Origin of the sequence: Microbacterium sp. 20-116, assembly GCF_041079415.1 — a bacterium.
In the GTDB taxonomy this organism is placed as follows: Bacteria; Actinomycetota; Actinomycetes; order Actinomycetales; family Microbacteriaceae; genus Microbacterium.
The window spans coordinates 1-15,210 of record NZ_JBFYGP010000002.1 but is presented as its reverse complement, the minus strand read 5'-3'; the positions used below and the strand labels follow the sequence as shown (position 1 = coordinate 15,210).

Annotated in this window: 14 protein-coding genes; 3 read left to right on the top strand and 11 right to left on the bottom strand. The window is 70.9% G+C overall.

Annotated elements, in window-relative coordinates; genetic code table 11:
* Positions 1 to 72 precede the first annotated feature (72 nt).
* From AB6V29_RS04090 to AB6V29_RS04080, 3 genes are all read left to right on the top strand, one after another.
* Complete coding sequence (locus AB6V29_RS04090; RefSeq protein ID WP_369357194.1) at positions 73 to 1,467, top strand: alpha/beta fold hydrolase; 1,395 nt, start codon at positions 73 to 75, stop codon at positions 1,465 to 1,467.
* The gene (locus AB6V29_RS04085) at positions 1,464 to 3,017 is read left to right on the top strand and encodes a GMC family oxidoreductase (RefSeq protein WP_369357192.1); all 1,554 of its coding nucleotides are present in this window, start codon (positions 1,464 to 1,466) and stop codon (positions 3,015 to 3,017) included. The genes AB6V29_RS04090 and AB6V29_RS04085 overlap by 4 nt, the downstream gene beginning before the upstream one ends.
* A 118-nt stretch (positions 3,018 to 3,135) precedes the next feature.
* Positions 3,136 to 3,480: a LysR family transcriptional regulator gene (locus AB6V29_RS04080; protein ID WP_210072800.1), complete on the top strand. Its 345-nt coding sequence runs from the start codon at positions 3,136 to 3,138 to the stop codon at positions 3,478 to 3,480.
* 250 nt (positions 3,481 to 3,730) lie between these two features.
* Here AB6V29_RS04080 and AB6V29_RS04075 read toward each other — a convergent pair whose 3' ends face one another.
* The 11 genes from AB6V29_RS04075 to AB6V29_RS04025 all read right to left on the bottom strand — a co-directional run bounded on the left by AB6V29_RS04075 (position 3,731) and on the right by AB6V29_RS04025 (position 15,033).
* Positions 3,731 to 5,371, bottom strand: a complete 1,641-nt coding sequence (locus AB6V29_RS04075) for an ABC-F family ATP-binding cassette domain-containing protein (RefSeq protein WP_307313305.1) — start codon at positions 5,369 to 5,371, stop codon at positions 3,731 to 3,733.
* 84 nt (positions 5,372 to 5,455) lie between these two features.
* Positions 5,456 to 6,385, bottom strand: coding sequence for a site-specific tyrosine recombinase XerD (gene xerD / locus AB6V29_RS04070; RefSeq protein WP_369357189.1), 930 nt, complete (start codon positions 6,383 to 6,385; stop codon positions 5,456 to 5,458).
* 1 nt (position 6,386) lies between these two features.
* Positions 6,387 to 6,965 carry an NUDIX domain-containing protein gene (locus tag AB6V29_RS04065; RefSeq protein ID WP_369357187.1) on the bottom strand — a complete coding sequence of 193 codons (579 nt, stop codon included), beginning with the start codon at positions 6,963 to 6,965 and terminating at the stop codon, positions 6,387 to 6,389.
* Position 6,966: 1 nt separating this feature from the next.
* On the bottom strand, positions 6,967 to 8,664 hold the full coding sequence (locus AB6V29_RS04060; RefSeq protein WP_210074117.1) for a CTP synthase: 1,698 nt from the start codon (positions 8,662 to 8,664) through the stop codon (positions 6,967 to 6,969).
* A gap of 257 nt (positions 8,665 to 8,921) precedes the next feature.
* Positions 8,922 to 10,616, bottom strand: a complete 1,695-nt coding sequence (recN, locus tag AB6V29_RS04055; RefSeq protein WP_210072792.1) for a DNA repair protein RecN — start codon at positions 10,614 to 10,616, stop codon at positions 8,922 to 8,924.
* On the bottom strand, positions 10,613 to 11,533 hold the full coding sequence (locus tag AB6V29_RS04050) for an NAD kinase (RefSeq protein WP_103211006.1): 921 nt from the start codon (positions 11,531 to 11,533) through the stop codon (positions 10,613 to 10,615). The genes recN and AB6V29_RS04050 overlap by 4 nt, the downstream gene beginning before the upstream one ends.
* Complete coding sequence (locus AB6V29_RS04045) at positions 11,530 to 12,330, bottom strand: TlyA family RNA methyltransferase (RefSeq protein WP_307313316.1); 801 nt, start codon at positions 12,328 to 12,330, stop codon at positions 11,530 to 11,532. The genes AB6V29_RS04050 and AB6V29_RS04045 overlap by 4 nt, the downstream gene beginning before the upstream one ends.
* Complete coding sequence (locus tag AB6V29_RS04040; protein ID WP_180993495.1) at positions 12,327 to 12,488, bottom strand: hypothetical protein; 162 nt, start codon at positions 12,486 to 12,488, stop codon at positions 12,327 to 12,329. Before AB6V29_RS04040 ends, AB6V29_RS04045 begins: the two co-directional genes overlap by 4 nt.
* Before the next feature lie 18 nt (positions 12,489 to 12,506).
* Positions 12,507 to 13,544: an HAD-IIA family hydrolase gene (locus AB6V29_RS04035; protein ID WP_369357185.1), complete on the bottom strand. Its 1,038-nt coding sequence runs from the start codon at positions 13,542 to 13,544 to the stop codon at positions 12,507 to 12,509.
* Entirely contained in the window at positions 13,541 to 14,338 is a 798-nt protein-coding gene (locus AB6V29_RS04030) for a hypothetical protein (RefSeq protein WP_258027990.1), read from the bottom strand. Before AB6V29_RS04030 ends, AB6V29_RS04035 begins: the two co-directional genes overlap by 4 nt.
* The gene (locus AB6V29_RS04025; protein WP_369357183.1) at positions 14,335 to 15,033 is read right to left on the bottom strand and encodes a hypothetical protein; all 699 of its coding nucleotides are present in this window, start codon (positions 15,031 to 15,033) and stop codon (positions 14,335 to 14,337) included. Before AB6V29_RS04025 ends, AB6V29_RS04030 begins: the two co-directional genes overlap by 4 nt.
* Between the last annotated feature and the right edge of the window lie 177 nt (positions 15,034 to 15,210).

Sequence of the window (15,210 nt, the reverse complement as noted above, 5' to 3'; positions counted from 1 at the left end):
GCGGTGCTTGCGCAAATCGTGCCGTTGCGCAAGCGACCCTCCGCGGCCCCTCTCGTAAGCGAGCGTGAGTGCATGCCCACCGAATCCGCTCCCGCCACAGACGGGGCACCCCTCACCCTGTACCTGCTGCACGCGCTGGGGGCCAGCTCTGGATCCTTCGACCGTCTCGCCGACGAGCTCGCGGGCGACGTGCGCGTGCAGGGCATCGACCTGCCCGGTTTCGGCTCCGCCGCGAGCGCCCCTGACGCCACGCTCGACGAGACCGTCGACCACGTCGTCCGGCACCTCTCCGAGCACGCGAACGGTCCGTGGATGCTCGGCGGCCACAGCATGGGCGGCAAGATCGCCGCTCTGGTCGCAGCGCGCGTGCTCCGCGGCGAGGCCCCTCTCTTCGGGCTGCGCGGCATGGTGCTGATGGCGCCCTCTCCGCCACGCCCCGAACCCATGGACGAGGAGCGTCGTGAGCGGATGCTCTCGTGGGTCGACGAAGGAGCCATCTCCGAGCACGACGCCGAGACCTTCATCGACCAGAACACGGCCGAACCCCTCGATGCCGGGGCGCACTCGCTCGCCCTCGCAGACCTCCGCCGCACCTCGCCCACCGCGTGGCGCGCGTGGCTCGAGACGGGGAGCCGCGTCGACGCGACCGTCGAGGTGCAAACGCTCGACCTGCCCGTGCTCGTGCTCGCCGGCACCGACGACGCCGATCTCGGCGCGTCCGCCCAGCCCGAGCTGCTCGCCTCCGTCTACCCCCGCGCGCGGTTCAGGGCCCTCCCCGACACGGGGCACATGATCCCGCTGGAGCGCCCGGCCGAGGCGGCCGAGGCGATCTCCCGCTTCATCGCGGACGAGGTGCGGGTCGGACCCGTGGTGCCGGAGGACTGGGCCCGTCTGATCGCGGGCGATCGCGTCGACGGCCGGGTCCGCGGCATCCTGGCCCGCCGTGGCATGCCCGACGACCGCGGTTACGCTCCCGCGGCGCTGAACCTGGCGCAGCTGACCCTGCTGCGCGAGATCGCCGACCTCGTCGTTCCGCAGGACGGGCCGGCCATCGACATCGCCGGACGCGTCGACGCGCAGCTCGCCCGCGGCGAAGGGGACGGCTGGCGCAACGCCGACCTGCCCGTCGACGTCGAGGCGTACCGCACCGGGCTCGACCAACTGGCGACCACCTGGCCCACCGATCCCGCCGAGCGGGCCGAGACCTTCCGCGCCGCCGTCGAGGGCGAGTCGGATGCCGAGGGTCCCTTCGACTCCGCTCAGCTCGAGACGTGGCTCGAAGACGTACGGAACGACCTGGTCCGGCAGTGGCTCGCGCACCCGGCGAGCATGGCGCGCGTCGGGTACGACGGCTTCGCCACCGGCGGCAGACCCATCCGCGGATACGTGGAGCTGCGTCTCGGACGCCGCGAAGACTGGGAGCCGGCGAATGTCGGCGGCACGATCGCGACGGGAGACGCGGCATGAACCTCGAAGCGATGCGCACCTACACCGACGAGGAGATCGTCGATGTCGTGGTGGTCGGAACCGGTGCCGGCGGCGCCCCTCTCACCGCCGAGCTGGCGCGCAAGGGACTCACCGTCGTGGCGCTGGAGGCGGGGCGGCACTTCTCGCTCGACGACCTCACCCCCGACGAGACCGAGGCCGTCGAGATCAACTGGATGTCGGAGCGACTCAGCGGCGGCGACGACCCCACGGCCTTCGGCCCGAACAACAGCGGACGCGGCGTCGGCGGCTCGATGCTGCACTGGGGCGCGTTCACCCCGCGCCCGGATCGCCGCGACCTCGCGCTGCGCACCGAGTCGGGTGTGGGCCGCGACTGGCCGGTCGACCCCGACGAACTGCTCTCCTACGTCGAGCGCGTCGAGGGCGACATCGGTGTGTCCGGACCGACCCCGTACCCCTGGGATCCATCGCGCCGATACGCCTACGCCCCGGCGAAGCGCAACGCCCCGGCGAATCTCGTCGCGAAGGGCTGCGAGGCCCTCGGCGTCCGCTGGGCCGACGCGCCCGCGGCGGTGCTCACGCGGGCACGACTGCAAGACCACCACGGCGAGCGCAGCGCCTGCGTGAACTGCGGAGAATGCCACCAGGGATGCCGGGTGGATGCCAAGGCCTCCACCGCGAACACGTACCTGCCCGCGGCGGTCGCGGCTGGCGCCGAGATCCGCAGCGAGTCGATGGTGCACGGGATCGAGCTCGACGCCCGCGGCCGTGTCGAGGCGGTCCTGTACCGCAAGGGCGGCGTCGATCGTCGCCAGCGCTGCCGCGCACTCGTCCTGGCCGGTGGGGGCGTCGAGACGCCGCGCCTGCTGCTGCACACGGGCCTGGCGAACGACAACGGCCAGGTCGGCCGCAACTTCCTCGCCCACGGCGCCACCCAGGTGTGGGGGCGGTTCGACGAGCCGGTGCGCGGGCACCGCGGATACCCCTCGTCGCTCATCAGCGAGGACATGATGCGTCCCGCCGATGCGGATTTCGCCGGCGGCTACCTCGTGCAGAGCCTCGGCGTCATGCCCCTGACCTTCTCGACCACGCTCGTGCGCGGCGGCGGCCTCTGGGGTCCCGAGCTCATGCAGCGGCTCGATCAGTCACGGTTCATGGCCGGTATCGGCGTCAACGCCGATTGCCTGCCGTCGGACGACAACAGGCTCGAGCTGGTCGACGAGACCGACGAGTTCGGCATCCCCCGCGCTCGGGTGAGCTTCACCGCCGGTGAGAACGAGAAGGCGATCGACAAGCACGCCACCGCGTTCATGCTGCGGGTGATGGAGGCCGCCGGGGCTCGCGAGACCATGGTCCTCGCCCGCACCGCGCACACCATCGGCACGTGCCGCATGTCGAACGACCCGTCCGACGGCGTGGTGGACGCCGACGGGCGCTCGCACGAGATCCCGAACCTCTGGATCTGCGACAACTCGGTTTTCCCCTCCGCCATCGCGGCCAACCCCGCGCTGACGATCATGGCCCTGTCGCTGCGCACCGCCGACCGCTTCCTCGCCGCGGCCGCCGCCTGACCCGCGGCTCCGTCGTCCCCTCCCGTCGAGTGTCCAGGACACGCCGCCTCCGCCCCGCGCGAGGTGGCGTGTCCTGGACGCTCAACGCCGCACCTCGCAACACGGGAGAATGGATGCCATGAAGCTCGAGCACCTCGTCCGGTTCGCCGCCCTCGCAGAGGAGCTGCACTTCCCGCGCGCGGCCGACAAGCTGCGTATCCCCCTTGCCTCGCTGTACACCACCGTCGACAAGCTCGAGGAGGAGGTCGGCCAGCCCCTCGTGCAGCGCACGGCGCCCACGCGGCTGCTGCCGGCCGGTGAGCTGCTGCTCGAGGAGGCCCACCGTCGCATCGCCGATGCTCCTCCCGCGGCGCCCCGGCAGAAGGCTCCCGGCGGCGGCAAAGCGAAGGCGAACAAGGGCAAGGGCCGCGCCCCGATCGTGAAGGGCGAGCCCAAGCCCTACAAGAAGCGCCAAGGCCGCTGACTCGGCCCCCTCACCACGCATAAACGCGATCTGCGCCCGGAAACACGTGCTGCACGCGTTTCTAGGCGTGGAAAGCGTTTCTGCGTAAGTATCGGCGGGCTCGGCGGCGTCCGCCCCGCGCCTCGGATCTTAGGCCGGGGCCGCTGCCCGGAGGCACGGTCGGCCCCGCCGGCCAAGCGCACCGGGGCCGGCGGCCGGCGCACGCTCGACGAGGCCGGACAGCGCACCGGGGCCGGGTGCCCTGACCGCTCTACAGCTCCGTGACCTGCCCCGCCTCGACGCGCCAGCGACGGTCGGTCTGCACCGCCGCAAGCATGCGTCGGTCGTGCGTGACCAGCAGCAGCGTCCCCGTGTACGACTCCAACGCCTGCTCGAGCTGCTCGATCGCCGGCAGGTCGAGGTGGTTCGTCGGCTCGTCGAGCACGAGCACGTTCACCCCGCGCGCCTGCAGCAGAGCGAGCCCCGCGCGCGTGCGCTCTCCCGGCGACAGCCCGTCGACCGGACGCGTGACGTGGTCGGCCTTGAGACCGAACTTGGCCAACAGCGTTCGCACCTCGCCGGCGTTCATCTCGGGCACGAACCCCTCGAACGTCTCCGCGAGCGCTCGCTCTCCCACGAACAGCGACCGGGCCTGGTCGATCTCGCCGATCTCGACGCTCGCGCCCAGGCTCGCCGACCCCTCGTCCGGCGTCTGACGGCCCAGGATGCCACGCAGCAGCGTCGACTTTCCGGCACCGTTCGGCCCCGTGATACCGATGCGCTCCCCCGCATTCACCTGCAGCGAGACAGGACCGAGGGCGAAGTCGCCCTGGCGGAAGACCGCGCCCGACAGGGTCGAGACGACCGAGCTGGACCGCGGTGCCGAACCGATCGTGAACTCGAGCTGCCACTCCTTGCGCGGTTCCTCGACCTCGTCGAGACGGGCGATCCGGCTCTCCATCTGGCGCACCTTCTGCGCCTGCTTCTCGCTCGATTCCGTGGCGGCCTTGCGGCGGATCTTGTCGTTGTCGGGCGACTTCTTCATCGCGTTACGGACGCCCTGACTGGACCACTCCCGCTGCGTGCGGGCGCGCGAGACCAGGTCGGCCTTGGTGTCGGCGTACTCCTCGTACTTCTCGCGCGCCTGACGCCGCAGCGTGGCGCGCTCCTCGAGGTACGCGTCGTACCCGCCGCCGTAGACCCGGTGGGAGTTCTGCGCGAGGTCGAGCTCCAGCACGCGCGTCACCGAACGGGCGAGGAACTCGCGATCGTGGCTCACGAGCACGACGCCGCCGCGGAGCCCGCGCACGAACGTCTCGAGACGCTCCAGCCCGTCGAGGTCCAGGTCGTTGGTCGGCTCATCGAGCAGGGCGATGTCGAAACGCGACAGCAGCAGAGCTGCCAGACCCACGCGCGCGGCCTGGCCTCCGGACAGACCCGTCATCTCGGCATCCGCACCGACCTCCAGCCCCAGGTCGGCGAGCACCACCGGCATCCGCTCGTCGAGGTCGGCGGCGCCGCTTGCGAGCCATCGTTCGAGGGCTGTCGCGTAGGCGTCGTCGGCTCCGACAGCCGCAGGGTCGCCGAGCGCTGCCGCCGTGGCATCCATCTCGCGGGTCGCCTCGGCGGCGCCCGTCCGTCGGGCGATGTACTGCGCGACCGTCTCTCCGGCCACGCGCTCGTGTTCCTGCGGCAGCCAGCCGACGAACGCGTCGGCGGGAGCGAGGCTGACCGTTCCCGCCTGCGGCTCGTCGACGCCGGCGAGCAGGCGCAGCAGAGTCGACTTACCGGCCCCGTTCGCCCCGACCACACCGACGACGTCTCCCGGTGCGACCGTCAGGTCGACGCCGTCGAAGAGCGTGCGGTGTCCGTGGCCCCCGGCGAGGCCCTGTGCGACGAGGGTGGCGGTCATCCCTCTAGTGTCTCAGGGCGCTGTCGGGCCCCGTACCCGCACCGCCCCGGTCCCCTCACCCGCCGAAGGCGCCGGATGCCGTCCCTACCTCGCCCGAGGGTGAGACGTCGCGTACACGTCGCGGAGCGCGTCGACCGACACGTGCGTGTAGATCTGCGTCGTCGACACCGAGGCATGACCGAGTAGTTCTTGCACGACCCGCACGTCGGCACCGCCCTGCAACAGGTGGGTGGCGAAGGAGTGGCGCAGCGTGTGCGGCGACACGTGGGCCGTCAGTCCCGCGCGCTCCGCCGCGGCCTGGATGATGAGCCAGGCGCTCTGGCGCGACAGCGGGGCACCGCGCACGCCCAGGAACAGCCGAGGCGTCGCACGCGCCTTCGCCGCCCAGGCCGGGCGTACCCGGGTGAGGTAGGCCTCGATCGCGGCTTGCGCGTACGACCCCACCGGCACCACGCGCTCCTTGTCGCCTTTTCCGCGCACGCGCAGAAGGTCTCCGTGGGCGGTGTCGTCGACGTCGAGCTGGACGATCTCCGAGACGCGCGCCCCGGTCGCGTACAACAGCTCGAGCAGGGCCCGGTCGCGGACCGCCGACGGCTCCGCCGCGGACGCGTCCGCTGATCCCGGCGCGGGACCCGCGGCATCCAGGAGCTCGTCGATCTGCGTGATGGTCAGCGCCTTCGGGAGCCGCCGCGGGGTTTTCGGGGGTCGAAGTCTGCCGCTCGGGTCCGCGTCGACCCGACCTTCCCGCACGAGGAACCGGTGCAATCCGCGCACCGACGATTGCAGACGAGCGAGCGACGACGACGCGGGCGGCGGTTCCGTCGAGGCCCGCTCCCCCGCGAAGTCCGCGACGAGGGCGGGAGTCACCTCTTCGACGGCGCCGAGGCCGCGCGCGCGGAGCCACCCGACGTACACCGCGAGGTCGCGGCGGTAGGCCGACACCGTGTGGTCGGAAAGACCGCGCTCGAGGGCGACGTGCCGGAGGTAGGCCTCGACCGCCCGCTCGAGTTCCACGTCAGCGGGTGGACGCCTCGCGGCGCAGCACTTCTGCGGCAGCCAAAGCGCCCGTGGCCAGGATGCCGTTGCGCAGGCGTCCCGCGAGCACTCCGTCGATCACGTCCGCGAGAGGCACGCGTTCGACGCGCATGTCGGACTCCTCGTGCTCCCGCTCGTAGTCGGTCTCGACGCTGCGCAGACCGCGGGCGAGGAAGAGGTGCACGACCTCGTCGTTTCCCCCGGGCGTGGTGTGGATCGACACGAGATGCTGCCAGCGGTCGGCCTCGAGGTCGACCTCCTCGGTCAGCTCGCGCTTCGCCGTCTCGAGAGGAGGCTCGCCGGCCACGTCGAGGAGACCGGCCGGGATCTCCCAGTCGCGTTCCTTGATGGGGTGGCGGTACTGCTGGATGAGCACGACGTTCTCGTCGTCGTCGAGCGCGACGACCGCGGCCGCACCCGGGTGCTCGACGTACTGGCGGGTCATCTCGCCGTCGCCGTACCGCACGGTGTCGGAGCGCACGTCCCAGACGGCGCCTTCGTAGACAAGGTCCGTCGAGACCAGCTCGAGGTCGACCTTCTCGTCGCGCAGCTCCTCCACGTCAGTCCTCTTCGACGTCGAACAGCTCGCTCGAGCGGTGACGATCCAACGCCGCCGCGACGAGACCGCGGAAGAGCGGGTGCGGCTCGGTCGGCCGCGAGCGCAATTCAGGGTGGGCCTGGGTGGCGATGTAGTACGGGTGCACGTCACGCGGCAGCTCGACAAACTCGACGAGGTCGAGATCGGGGTTCACGCCCGAGAACACCAGGCCCGCGTCGCTCAGCTGCTGGCGGTAGGCGTTGTTGACCTCGTAGCGGTGGCGGTGGCGCTCCGAGATGGTGCTCGATCCGTAGACCTCCGCGGCGAGGGATCCCTCCGAGAGGGCCGCCGGGTAGAGCCCGAGGCGCATCGTGCCGCCCAGGTCGCCGCTCTGCAGGATGTCGACCTGCTCGGCCATCGTCGCCACGACCGGGTGCGCGGTGTCGGGATCGAACTCGCTCGACGACGCCCCGTCGAGACCGGCGACCGTGCGCGCGTACTCGATGACCATGCACTGCAGGCCCAGGCAGATGCCGAGCGTTGGGATGCCCTGCTCTCGCGCGAAGCGCAAGGCTCCGAGCTTGCCCTCGATGCCGCGGATGCCGAAGCCGCCCGGAACGATGATGCCGTCGACCGCGCCCAGCGCCTTGGCGGCGCCCTCGGGCGTCTCGCACTGGTCGGAGGGGATCCACGTGATCTTCACGTGGGTCTCCTGGCCGAAACCACCGGCCTTGATGGCCTCGGTGACCGAGAGGTAGGCGTCGGGCAGGTCGATGTACTTGCCGACGAGACCGATCGTGACCTCGTGCTTGGGATTGTGCACCGCCTGCAGGACGCGCTGCCAGCGCGACCAATCGACGTCGCTCGCCTTGTCGAGGTCGAGGGCGTCGACGATGTGCCCGTCGAGGCCCTGGTCGTTCAGCATCGAGGGGATGTCGTAGATGCTCGGGACGTCGATCGCGTTGACCACGGCATCTTCGTCGACGTCGCACATGAGCGCGATCTTGCGCTTGTTCGACTCGGTGACCGGCCGGTCGCTGCGCAGCACGAGCGCGTCGGGCTGGATACCGATCGAACGCAGGGTGGCGACGGAGTGCTGGGTGGGCTTGGTCTTCTGCTCTCCCGAGGCTCCCATGAAGGGGACCAGCGAGACGTGCACGAAGAAGACGTTCTTTCGTCCGAGCTCGTGGCGGATCTGACGAGCCGACTCGATGAAGGGCTGCGACTCGATGTCGCCGACGGTGCCGCCGATCTCGGTGATGATGACGTCGGGCTGCGGCTGCTCGCTCGCCTGAAGGCGCATGCGACGTTTGATCTCGTCGGTGATGTGCGGGATGACCTGCACGGTGTCGCCCAGGTACTCGCCCCGACGCTCGCGCGCGATGACCTGCGAGTAGATCTGGCCGGTGGTGACGTTGGCCGCCTGGCTCAGCTCGATGTCGAGGAAGCGCTCGTAGTGGCCGATGTCGAGATCGGTCTCGGCGCCGTCATCGGTGACGAAGACCTCTCCGTGCTGGAACGGGTTCATCGTTCCGGGATCGACGTTCAGATACGGGTCGAGCTTCTGCATGACCACGCGGAGACCGCGAGCCGTGAGGAGGTTGCCGAGGCTTGCCGCCGTCAGGCCCTTTCCCAGGGAGGAGACGACACCTCCGGTGACGAAGATGTGCTTCGTCGTGAAAGTCGTGCCGTCTGATTGTCCCGCGTCCGAAGTCTGCATCACGGGCTTCGATCCTATCAGTCGCGTGTGGGGGTTCGACTCCGAGTGTCGCACCCCCCTCCGACATCCACGTCACGTTCGCGTGACGATGCCGCGTCGGCGTGTGCCGACCACAGCGGTGGAGACGAGCGCACAGTGGGTGAAAGGATCAGCTCGACGTCGCCGCCGAAGAGAACGGACCGGCGGCGAATGTCAGATCAGACCCGTCCGTCGACGACGAGGGCCACCGGCTGCCCGGCTCGTCCTCGTCGGTCGCCTCATCGGGATCGCCCGGTCTCCAGCAGCTCGCGGGCGTGGGTCAGAGCGGCATCCGAATCGCTGAGCCCCGACAACAGGCGGGCCATCTCGGCTTCGCGTTCCGCACCGTCCAAGCGTCGGACACTGGATGCCGTGACCGCTCCGTCGTTCCCCTTGACGACCGTCAGGTGGTTCCCGGCGAAGGCCGCAACCTGGGCGAGGTGCGTGACCGCGATCACCTGCGAAGACTCGGCGAGCCGGGCGAGACGACGGCCGACCTCGATCGCCGCTGCGCCGCCGATACCGGCGTCGACCTCGTCGAAGACGAAGGTCGGAACGGGGTCGACACCCGCGATGACGACCTCGATCGCGAGCATGACACGGCTCAACTCTCCACCCGACGCCCCCCGAGAGACGGGCCGAGGGTCGGCGCCCGGGTGCGGAGCGAGCAGGATCGCGACCTCGTCGCGGCCATGACCGGCCGGGGTCGCGGGCGCCACGTCGACGCTCAGACGGGCGTCGGGAAGAGCGAGCGCGTGCAGCTCCTCGGTGACGGCAGCGCTCAGCCGTTCGGCGGCCTCGCGTCGCGCGGCGGTCAACGCCTCCGCTGCGGCGTCGAGTTCGGCGGCGGCCGCGTCGCGCTGCGTCTCGAGCCTCTGTAGACGGTCGCCGTCGTCGTCGAGCTCGACCAGGCGGGCCGAACCCGTCTCGAGCAACGAGATCGCCGCGTCCACGGAACCGTGCGCGCGGACGAGCCCCGCGATCACGCCACGTCGCTCGTCCACCGCGGCCAGCTCGTGCGGGCCGGACTCATCGAGATCGGCGAGGTAGCCCGACAGGGCGACGGAGGCATCGGTCGCGCGGTACCCGAGATCGGTGACGAGCGCGCCGATCTCCGCGAGCGCCTCATCGCTACCCGAGATCCGCTCGAGGGCTCGGCGGGCCTCCGCCAGAAGCGTGACGACATCGGGTGAGCCGTCCTCGCTCGACAGAGCGGCGTGCGCCGTCACGGCGGCGACGCGCAGGTCCTCGGCGTTGGCGAGGCGCTCGGCTCGGCGAGCCAGCTCCTCCTCCTCGCCGGCGACGGGAGCCACGGCCTCGATCTCGGCGATGGCCGCGCGCAGTCGCTCCGCCTCGCGCGCCCGCTCATCGCGGTCCGCGGTGAGGGTGGTCAGTTCGGCATCCAGCCTGCGCCAGACGTCCCAGGCGGCGCGGTACGCCGTCCGAGCGGCGCCGACGGGCTCACCGCCGAAGCGGTCGAGGGCGTCGCGCTGGGCCGACGAGGACTTCAGACGCAGTTGGTCGGACTGCCCGTGCACGACCACGAGGTCGTCGGCCAGGTCGGCGAGAACCCCCGCGGGGGCCGTACGGCCGCCGACGGTGGCTCGGCCACGCCCCTCGCTCGAGACGGTGCGTCCGAGATAGAGCTCGGCGGACCCGCCGCCGACGGGCTCGACGTCACCGCCGGCCTCGCGCACGCGCGCGGCGACCACCCCTTCTTCGGGGACGAGCCACACGCCTTCGACGGCAGCCTGAGCCGCCCCCTTGCGCACCGCGCCGGAATCCGCGCGCTGGCCGAGCAGCAGTCCCAGGCCGGTCACCACCATCGTCTTTCCCGCGCCGGTCTCACCGGTGATCGCGGTGAAGCCCCGCCCGATCGGAAGCGTCGCGTCGGCGATGACCCCGAGGTCGCGCAGCCGCATCTCCTCGATCACGCCGCACCCCCCGGCATCCCACGCCACCCCGTGACCGGGAGTCGGAACTTGCGGACGAGGCGGTCGGTGAAGGCCGCGGGGTGAAGGCGTGCGAGGCGGACGGGGCGCGACGAACGGCGCACCATCACGCGGGCGCCCGGGGGCAGCTCGTGCGAGCGACGACCGTCGCACCACAGGATGCCGCTGCCGCTGGTGCGCTCGAGCACCTCGACGGCCACCATGGCGTCGGGGCTGACCACCAGCGGGCGGGCGAACAGAGCATGTGCCGAGAGGGGGACGACGGCGATGGCCTCGACCGTCGGCCAGATGACGGGCCCCCCGGCCGAGAAGTTGTAGGCGGTCGACCCGGTCGGGGACGCCACGACGATGCCGTCGCACCCGAACGACGACAGCGGTCGTCCGTCGACCTCCATGACGACCTCGAGCATCCGCTCCCGGCTGGCCTTCTCGACGGTGGCCTCGTTCAGGGCCCAGGTCTCGAAGATGACCTCGTCGTCGGCGTCGAGGACACGCACGGCGAGAGCGAGACGTTCTTCCACGACATAGTCGCGGTCGATCACCCGGCGCACGGCGTCGTCCATGTCGTCGCGTTCGATCTCGGCGAGGAAGCCGACGTGGCCCATGTTGATCCCGAGGATGGGGACCGTTCCGCCGCGGACGACCTCGGCCGCCCGCAGAATCGTGCCGTCGCCGCCCAGGACGATCGCCAGCTCGACCTCATCGATACCCACGTCGACGCCGAGGGTCTGCACGCCGTCGAGCGAAAGCCGCTCCGCCAGTTCGGGCCGGTCCTCCGCGGACACCACCGGTGTGGCACCGGCAGACCGCACGGCGGTCAGGATGCGCTCGGCGGCATGGACGGTGTCGTCACGGCGCGCGTGGACGACGAGGAGGATTCGGCGATCGCTGGGGGTCATCGGCTTCCGGTCAGTCGGGTCACGGTGCTCTCCCATTCTGAGGGGTCGCTGCCCCGAGTGGCCGAGAACCACGCGACGTACTCCTGGTTGCCATGCGTGCCGACGACGGGGGACGCGATCAGACCCGCGGTCTTCAGCCCCGCATCCCATGCCGCCCAGAGGACGCCGTGCACGGCATCCGACCGCAGCGCCGGGTCCGTCACGAGCCCGCCCTTCACCGACGTACGCCCCACTTCGAATTGCGGCTTCACAAGCAGCACGATGTCGGCATCGGGTGCTGCCGTGGCGACCACGGCGGGCAGCACGTGCTCCAGCGAGATGAAAGAGAGATCCCCCGTCACCACGGTGGCACGCTCGGCGACGCCGGTGGCGTGGGCGAGAGAGTCGGCGGTCATGAACCGCACGTTATACCCCTCGACCGACACCACGTCGGGGTCCGCCTCGATGACGGTGGATAACTGTCCGTGCCCGACATCCACGGCCATCACCGGTCGCGCCCCACGTTCGCGGAGGACCTGCGTGAAGCCGCCCGTCGATGCCCCCATGTCGAGGGCGACGCGATCCCGCACCTCCAGGCCGAAGGCGTCGAGAGCCGCGAGCAGCTTGTGAGCGCCGCGGCTGACGTAGTGGTCCGCGCCGGCGACCTCGATGACGCTCTCGGCCTCGATCTGGGCCGCCGCTTTGACCACCGGGCGTCCGTTCACGGTCACGAGGCCGCCCGAGATCAGCTGCGCCGCGTGCGAGCGCGAGCGCGCGAGTCCCCGCGCGGCGAGTTCGGCGTCGAGGCGCGAGGTCACGACGGCGAGGACGGATCGGCGGGTGCGGACTCGAGGCGTCGAGCCAGTTCCTCGTGCACGGCGGCGTAGGCGGCCGCGCGGGTGTCGAGGGGCTGCTCCTCGATGAGGCGCAGCCGATCGATGAGCCCGGCGGCATCCGGGGCGGAGCTGTCGGACATGGATGCCATGCTACGACGTCAGCGCACGCGGAACGGGTCCGCGTAGAGCTGTTCGGGAACCCGGAAGCCGAAGATCGCCCGTCCGCTGTTCCAGATGGCTGCGGCCCCCGCGCGCAGGAGGTCGATCTGGCGGCCTCCGTCGTTCACGATCCGCAGATCGACGCCGTCGATCTCGACGATCGCATCGCCCACGCGGGTACGTTCGCCCTTGACGACCGTGGCGGGGTACGGCTCGAACAACTGCCGGAGGTCTTCAACGATGTAGTCCGGGCGCTGCGAGGGCGGTGCCGCGAGGATCTGCTTGGGACGATCGATCCCCGTCAGCACCAGCAAGCACCGCATCTCCGCGGTGCGCGCGCCCTGGATGTCGGTGTCGAGACGGTCGCCGATGAACAGCGGCGTCTGCGCGCCCGTACGGGCGACGGCGACGTCGAAGATGGGCCGCTCGGGCTTGCCTGCGATCGTCGCCAGTCGGCCGACGGCCGTGTGCACGGCGGACACGAGCGTGCCATTGCCCGGTGCGATGCCACGAGCCTGCGGAATGGTCCAGTCCGAGTTGGTCGCCACCCAGGGGATGCCCCCCTGTTCGACCGGTGTGGCCAGAGCGTAGGCCGCCTCCGCCAGATGGACCCACCCGACGTCCGGCGCGAACCCCTGGACGACGGCGGCCGGATCGTCGTCCGCACTGCGCGTCACGACGAATCCCGCCTTCTCGACCTCGACGACGAGGCCCTCTCCGCCGACGACCAGCAGGGTCGAACCCGCGGGAACCAGATCGCGCATGAGACGCATCGCCGCCTGCGGGCTGGTCGTGACGTCATCCGGCGCGACACGCAACCCGAGCGAGGTGAGGTGCTCCGCCACCGACGCATCGGTACGCGAAGCATTGTTGGTGATGTACCCGAGCCGGCGCCCCTCCTGCTGGGCGCGGTTCAGGCTGTCGACCGCGTGCGGGAGAGCACCCGGCCCGGCGTACACGACACCGTCCAGGTCGGCCAGCACGACGTCGATGCCGTCGAGGGGCGTCGGGGGAGGGGTGCTGCGCCCGAAGATCATCGCGCGTCTTCCTCGTCACTCGACACGTCGTCGACTCCGTCGGCGTTCACATCGACGGGGGCACTCTCTCCGTCGACGTCGACGACGTGCTCGTCGCCTCCGGACTCGACCGAGTCCTCTCGGTCCTCCTCGAGGGGAATGACTCCGGATGCCACATCCACACCGCCTTCGTCATCGATGAGCTCGATCTCCTCGACGACGATCACCTCGCGGTCGGCGACACCGGCGGCCGCGTCGAGCGCGTCGGCCGCGATCGACGCGCGACGCTCCCACTCTTCGGCCTCGTCCGCGCGTCCGAGCTCTTCGAGCACCGCAGCGCGAGCGGAGAAGAGCGCGGGGCTCCATTCGAACGCGCGGTCAGGGTCGGCCTCGGGGATCTCGAGCTCTTGCAAAGCGCGATCGGCCTGGCCGAGGTCGAGTCGCGCGCCGGACATGGCGATCGCCAGCTGCACGCGCACCGGGACCGACAACGTCGACCGGTCGACCGCGCGACCCTCCTCGAGCGCACGATCCGGGCGACCGACACCGCGCTCGCTATCGACGATGAGCGGGAGCTGGTCGTCGGAGCCCGTGATGCGGCGGTGCGTGCGCAGCTCGCGAAGCGCCAGGGCGAAGTCCCCCACCGCATAAGCAGTGATGGCGACCGTCTCCCGGACCACGCCAACGCGTCCCGCGCTTCGGGATGCCGCCAGCGCGTGCTGGTGGGCGAGCTCCGGGTCCTCGTCGATCACGCGAGCCGCCATCGCGAGGTGGCGGGCGACGTTGTCGGCGTTGTCCTTACTGAGGGTCTTCAACTCGTTGCGCGCCGCGCCCGGCAGATCGTAGGCGGTGATCTCCTCGGGGATCTCGGGGCCGCGCTCGCGACGGTCCTGAGGCGGCCGCGTGGCCCGCGAGTCCTCGCGGTCGAACCTGCGGGGCGCCCCGGCACCCGGACGACGGTCGCCCGTCGGACGACGGTCCGTGCCGGAGAAGCCGCGGGAATCCCCGTCACGACGGACGGGACGATCCCCGTCCCGACGCACGGGGCGATCGCCGTCGCGACACACCGGACGGTCACCGTCACGACGAACGGGCCGCTCGCCATCGCGTCGGAACGGCCGATCCCCATCCCGACGCACGGGCCGGTCGCCATCACGACGAACCGGACGGTCACCCTCCCGACGGAACGGACGATCCCCGTCCCGACGAACCGGACGGTCACCCTCCCGACGAACCGGACGGTCACCCTCCCGACGAACCGGACGATCCCCGTCACCACGGAACGGACGACCCCCATCCCGACGAACAGGCCGATCTCCATCGCGACGAACCGGACGATCACCGTCACGCGCGGGGCGACCCGTGCCGCCACCGTCGCGACCGGAAGGGCGCGCGCCACCATCGTGTTCACGGCGGAACGGACGCGAGTCACCCTCACGACGTGCACGACCCGAACCTTCGCCGTCGCGACGGAACGGGCGGTCGCTCCGCGACGAAGAATCGTTGCCACGGGAGGACTGTCCACGCCCGGACGCGCGGTCGCCCGAGCGCCCTTCGTTGCTCCTGCGATCGTTCGCGTCGTCCGTAGACATGACTGTCCTTCCCGGGAAAAAGTGCCCGTAAATGCGAAATGGCCACCCAACGTTGGGTGGCCATTTCGACTGAAAAGAAGTCCGGCGGTGTCCTA

Excerpts from the sequence above, each read along its gene's own strand:
- AB6V29_RS04075 (WP_307313305.1), bottom strand. The coding sequence starts at position 5,371 with ATGACCGCCACCCTCGTCGCACAGGGCCTCGCCGGGGGCCACGGACAC.
- AB6V29_RS04050 (WP_103211006.1), bottom strand. The coding sequence starts at position 11,533 with ATGACCCCCAGCGATCGCCGAATCCTCCTCGTCGTCCACGCGCGCCGT.
- AB6V29_RS04080 (WP_210072800.1), top strand. The coding sequence starts at position 3,136 with ATGAAGCTCGAGCACCTCGTCCGGTTCGCCGCCCTCGCAGAGGAGCTG.
- AB6V29_RS04085 (WP_369357192.1), top strand. The coding sequence starts at position 1,464 with ATGAACCTCGAAGCGATGCGCACCTACACCGACGAGGAGATCGTCGAT.
- AB6V29_RS04035 (WP_369357185.1), bottom strand. The coding sequence starts at position 13,544 with ATGATCTTCGGGCGCAGCACCCCTCCCCCGACGCCCCTCGACGGCATC.
- AB6V29_RS04090 (WP_369357194.1), top strand. The coding sequence starts at position 73 with ATGCCCACCGAATCCGCTCCCGCCACAGACGGGGCACCCCTCACCCTG.
- AB6V29_RS04040 (WP_180993495.1), bottom strand. The coding sequence starts at position 12,488 with ATGTCCGACAGCTCCGCCCCGGATGCCGCCGGGCTCATCGATCGGCTG.
- AB6V29_RS04060 (WP_210074117.1), bottom strand. The coding sequence starts at position 8,664 with ATGCAGACTTCGGACGCGGGACAATCAGACGGCACGACTTTCACGACG.